Origin of the sequence: Achromobacter sp., assembly GCF_036567245.1 — a bacterium.
Classification (GTDB): domain Bacteria; phylum Pseudomonadota; class Gammaproteobacteria; order Burkholderiales; family Burkholderiaceae_B; genus Achromobacter.
Window position 1 is genome coordinate 1 of sequence record NZ_DATCUY010000579.1, and the last position, 5,025, is coordinate 5,025.

Sequence of the window (5,025 nt, forward strand, 5' to 3'; positions counted from 1 at the left end):
GGCGGGCACGGACCTCAGGCGCGGAAAGCGTCTGCGCGCAACGGCAAGCCGATGTAACCGCAGGCCTGGCGCTCCGTCTTCTTGATGCGCATCGCAAGGCGGCGCGTGACCATGAGGCAAAATATGGGCATCTGCTTCAACCTTGCCGAGAACCGCTGTCATGTCTCTTCATCTCGTCCGCTACGCCTGCGCCGTTGCGCTGGCCGTCCCCGCCTTGTCCGCCCAGGCCGAAATCGTCATCGGCGTGGACGTGTCCACCACCGGCCCGGCCGCCGCCATCGGCATCCAGACCAATAACGCGATCCGCCTGTGGCCCGCCACGCTGGGCGGCGAGCCTGCCCGCTACGTGGTGCTGGACGACGGCACCGACGTCAGCCGGGCGGTGAAGAACATGCGCAAGCTGACCTCGGAAGACAAGGTCGATGCCATCGTCGGCCCCAACACCACGGCTGCGGCGCTGGCCGGCCTGGACGTGCTGGCCGAGACCGGCACGCCCATGATCGCGCTGGCCGCCTCCAGCGTCATCGTCGAGCCGCTGTCGGATCCGAAGCGCGCCTGGGCCTTCAAGATGCCGCAGAACGATTCGCTGATGGCCACCGCGCTGGTCGCGGACATGAAGAAGAAGGGCCTGACGAACGTGGCCTTCATCGGCTTCGCGGATTCCTACGGCGACAGCTGGTGGAAGGAGTTCACCGCCGCCGCCGGGACTGACCTGAAGATCGTGGCGCAGGAGCGTTTCCAGCGCACCGACGCTTCGGTGGTCGGACAGGTGCTGAAGGTCATCGCCGCCAAGCCCGATGCCGTGCTGATCGCCGGCGCAGGCACGCCTTCCGCCTTGCCGCAGAAGACGCTGCTGGAGCGCGGCTACACCGGCGCCATCTATCAGACGCACGGCATCGGCACGCTGGAGTTCCTGCAGGTCGGCGGCGCGGATGTGGAAGGGACCCTGTTCCCCACCGGCCCCGGCGTGGTGGCGCGCGAGCTGCCGGACGACAACCCGGTCAAGAAGGTGGCGGTGGCCTTTGCCGACAAGTACGAAGCCCGCTACGGCGCCAACACGCTGACCCAGTTCGCGGGCGACGCCTATGGCGCCTGGATGCTGCTGGACTCGGCGGTGGCGCGGGCGCTCAAATCCGGCGCCAAGCCCGGCACGCCCGAATTCCGCGCGGCGCTGCGCGACGCCCTGGAAAACACGCGCGACCTGGTCGTGCCCAATGGCGTGCTGAACATCTCCAAGGACAACCACCAAGGCTTTGACGAGCGCGCCCGGGTCATGGGCATCGTCAAGAATGGTCGGTTTTCCTACGCGGAGTAAGTGGGGACATAGACGTCTACCATTCGTAACTTGTCCTGACGCCCCATAGGGCGACGGATCGAAAAGCAGGCTGCGGCCTGCTTTTTTCCGGGCATATCATTCGTATCGAAATCATTTAATAGCGTATTATTTTTAGTGAATCCATATACCTCGAAATAAATACAGGAGAAACTGCCATGAGCCTGATCCGATCCAGACGTTTGCTGGCCGCCTTGAGCCTGGGGGTGCTGGCGGCATGTTCCGACTCGGGATCCGACAAGGCTGCGCCGGCCGCGAGCGCGCCCGCCGCCACTTCCACCCTGGAAGCCGCCAAGGCCGCCGGCAAGATACGCATCGGCTATGCCAATGAAGCGCCTTTCGCCTTCATGGACAGCAAGGAAGCCAAGGTGACGGGCGAGTCCGTGGAGATCGCGCGGGTGGTGCTCAAGCGCATGGGCATCAATGAAGTGGAGGGCGTGCTGACCGAGTTCGGCTCCCTCATTCCGGGCTTGCAGGCCAAGCGTTTCGACATCATCGCGGCCGGCATGTACGTCACGCCCGAACGCTGCCAGCAAGTGGCGTTCTCCGACCCCACCTATGGCGTCGGCCAGTCCTTCCTGGTCAAGCAGGGCAATCCCAAGAACCTGCACAGCTATGAAGACGTGGTGAAGAATCCCGACGCCAAGCTGGGCGTGGTGGTGGGCGCGATCGAAGCGGAGTACGCCTCCAAGATCCAGGTGCCCCCCGCCCAGGTGGTGGTGTTTCCGGACGCGGTCAGCGCGCTGTCCGGCGTGCAGGCGGGGCGCGCCGACGCCTACGCGGCCACGGCGCTCACCGTCAACGACCTGATGGGCAAGACCAGCGCCGCCAGCGGCCTGGAAAAGGCCGATCCGTTCAAAGACCCTGTCATCGACGGCAAGGACGTGCGCGGCTACGGCGCCTATGCCTTCCGTTCCGACGACAAAGCCTTTGCCGACGCCTTCAACGCCGAACTGGCCAAATTCATCGGCACCGAGGAACACCAGAAGCTGGTGGCGCCTTTCGGCTTCACCCCGCAGGAACTGCCCAAGGGAGTTACGGCCGCCAAACTGTGCGCCGGCCAGTAAGGGGGGCGCATGCGCTTGCTATCCGAGCATTTCACCGAACTCGTGCCGCCGCTGCTGCAAGGGCTGGCGGTCACGCTTGAGATCATGGCCGGCGCGGTGGTGCTGGCCGTTCCGCTGGCACTGGCCGCGGGCATCGGACGCCTGTCATCGCTGCGGCCGGTGCGCTGGATCGCGGCGGTCTATGTCGAGGTATTCCGCGGCACCTCGGCCCTGGTGCAGCTGTTCTGGTTCTATTTCGTGCTGCCGCTCTTTGGCGTGCAACTGCCCGCCATGCTGGTGGGCATCGTGGTGCTGGCGCTGAACGCAGGCGCCTATGGCGCCGAAGTGGTGCGCGGCGCGATCCGCGCGGTGCCGCCGGGCCAGCGCGAAGCCGGCATTGCGCTGAACCTGACGCGCGGACAGATCATGCGCCGCATCGTGGTGCCGCAGGCCGTGCCGGCGATGCTGCCGCCGGCCGGCAATCTGCTGATCGAGCTGTTGAAGAACACTGCGCTGGTGTCTCTCGTCACCATCACCGACCTGACCTTCCGCGGTCAGTTGCTGCGCAGCGAGACCTTGCGCACCACCGAGATCTTCACCCTGATGCTGTTGATGTACTTCGCCGTCGCCCTGCTGATCACGGCCGGGGTGCGTCTGCTGGAACGCAAGGTGCGCGTGCGATGAAGCCTGTATTCGATTGGTCATTCGCCCTGGAAATCCTGCCCACGCTGGGCTCCGCGCTGCTCATCACGATCCAGGCCACCTTGCTGGGCATGCTGGTGGCGGTCACGCTGGGCCTGGCGCTGGCGCTGCTGCGGCGTTCGCGCCTGCGCATTGTGTCGCTGCCCACGGCCTTCGTGATCGAGTTCGTGCGCAGCACGCCCTTGCTGGTGCAGATGTATTTCCTGTTTTACGTCCTGCCCCTGACCGGCGTGCGGTTGTCGCCGCTGGCCACCGGCATCACCGCGCTGGGCCTGCACTACGCGACCTATTGCGCGGAGGTCTACCGCGCCGGCATCGAGGCGGTGCCGCGCGGCCAATGGGAGGCCGCTACCGCGCTGAACATGTCGCGCTGGCGCACGGCGGTGGGCGTGGTGCTGCCGCAGGCGATTCCACCCGTGGTGCCGGCGCTGGGCAACTACCTGGTGGCGATGTTCAAGGACACGCCGCTGCTGTCGGCGATCACCGTGGTGGAACTGTTGCAGCAGAGCAAGATGATCGGCTCGGCCACGTTCCGCTACACCGAGCCCCTGACCCTGGTGGGCCTGCTGTTCCTGGCGCTGAGCCTGGTGGCGGCTTGGGGCGTGCGCGGCCTGGAAGCCCGTTTGCAACGATATGGAGGAAAGCGATGAGCGCCAGCGTAAGCATCAAGAACCTGCGCAAGCAGTACGGCGAACTGGAGGTGCTGCGCGGCATCAATCTGGAGATACCGTCCGGCCAGACCGTGGCCGTGATCGGCCCTTCGGGTTCGGGCAAGTCCACCTTGCTGCGCGTGCTGATGACGCTGGACCGGCCCACCAGCGGCGACATCGAGATCGACGGCGTGCCGATGTGGACCGACGCCCAGGGCCGTCCCGCCGGGTCCAATTCGGAGCACCTGCGCAATGTGCGCGGCAAGATCGGCATGGTGTTCCAGCACTTCAACCTGTTCCCGCACATGACGGCGCTGGCCAATGCCATGGAGGCGCCGCTGCACGTGCTGGGCATGCCGCGCGCCCAGGCGCGCGAACGCGCCGTGGAATACCTGGAAATGGTCGGCCTGGGCGACAAGCTCGACGTCTATCCCGCGCAGTTGTCGGGTGGGCAGAAGCAGCGCGTGGGCATCGCGCGCGCGCTGGCGATGTGCCCCGACATCATGCTGTTCGACGAGGTGACCTCGGCGTTGGACCCGGAACTGGTGGGCGGCATCCTGCAGATCCTGCGCGATCTGTCGGCCCGGCGCAGCATGACGATGATCATCGTGACCCATCAGATGAAATTCGCCGAACGCAGCTCGGACCGGACCTTGTTCTTCGACGAGGGCAACATCGTCGAAGACGCCGAGTCTTCGGTGCTGTTCAGCCAGCCCCAGGAGGCGCGCACGCGCCAGTTCCTGGATTCGGTGATCGAAGGGCAGTAGCGCGTCTCCCGCGAGCGCGGTTGACCCTGCCCGGGGCTGCGGCATTCAGGCCGCCAGCCGGGTTGGGGCGCTATGCTTTGGCATCCCACGCCCCGGAGGCTCCAGCATGTCCCTGCTTTTCAGTCCCACATCCATCGGCCAGCTGGAGTTGGCCAACCGCATTGTCATTGCGCCCATGTGCGAATACTCGGCGGAGGAAGGTCTGGCCACCGATTGGCACATGATCCATCTGGGGCATCTGGCCTTGTCCGGCGCCGCGCTGTTGTTCGTGGAAGCCACGGCGGTGGAGCCCGACGGGCGCATCACCCCGGGAGACCTGGGCTTGTGGTCCGACGAAACCGAGGCGGCCATCGGCCGCGTCGTCGCCGCCATCCGCCGCTATGCGCCCATCAAGCTGGGCATACAGCTCGGCCACGCGGGCCGCAAGGCTTCCAGCGAAGCGCCCTGGAACGGCGGCCAGTTGGTGCCGCCCGAAGCGGGCGGCTGGCAGGGCTGGGCGCCCTCGGCGCTGCCGCACAACGCGTCCG

At 66.1% G+C, this 5,025-nt stretch carries 5 protein-coding genes and 1 pseudogene; all 6 read left to right on the forward strand.

The genetic code is table 11. The features are described 5' to 3' along the window. Positions 1 to 160: 160 nt before the first annotated feature. Positions 161 to 1,315, forward strand: a complete 1,155-nt coding sequence (locus VIR09_RS24510) for an ABC transporter substrate-binding protein (protein ID WP_332015214.1) — start codon at positions 161 to 163, stop codon at positions 1,313 to 1,315. A 176-nt stretch (positions 1,316 to 1,491) separates the two neighbouring features. Then, entirely contained in the window at positions 1,492 to 2,400 is a 909-nt protein-coding gene (gene ehuB / locus VIR09_RS24515) for an ectoine/hydroxyectoine ABC transporter substrate-binding protein EhuB (protein WP_332015215.1), read from the forward strand. Between the two features lie 9 nt (positions 2,401 to 2,409). Next, positions 2,410 to 3,063 (forward strand): ectoine/hydroxyectoine ABC transporter permease subunit EhuC, encoded by a 654-nt coding sequence (ehuC, locus tag VIR09_RS24520; protein ID WP_332015216.1) that lies wholly within the window; start codon positions 2,410 to 2,412, stop codon positions 3,061 to 3,063. Continuing rightward, complete coding sequence (ehuD, locus tag VIR09_RS24525; RefSeq protein WP_332015217.1) at positions 3,060 to 3,731, forward strand: ectoine/hydroxyectoine ABC transporter permease subunit EhuD; 672 nt, start codon at positions 3,060 to 3,062, stop codon at positions 3,729 to 3,731. The genes ehuC and ehuD overlap by 4 nt, the downstream gene beginning before the upstream one ends. After that, positions 3,728 to 4,498 (forward strand): ectoine/hydroxyectoine ABC transporter ATP-binding protein EhuA, encoded by a 771-nt coding sequence (gene ehuA / locus VIR09_RS24530; RefSeq protein ID WP_332015218.1) that lies wholly within the window; start codon positions 3,728 to 3,730, stop codon positions 4,496 to 4,498. Before ehuD ends, ehuA begins: the two co-directional genes overlap by 4 nt. Before the next feature lie 106 nt (positions 4,499 to 4,604). Then, positions 4,605 to 5,025, forward strand: a pseudogene (locus VIR09_RS24535) (oxidoreductase); the annotation flags it as partial.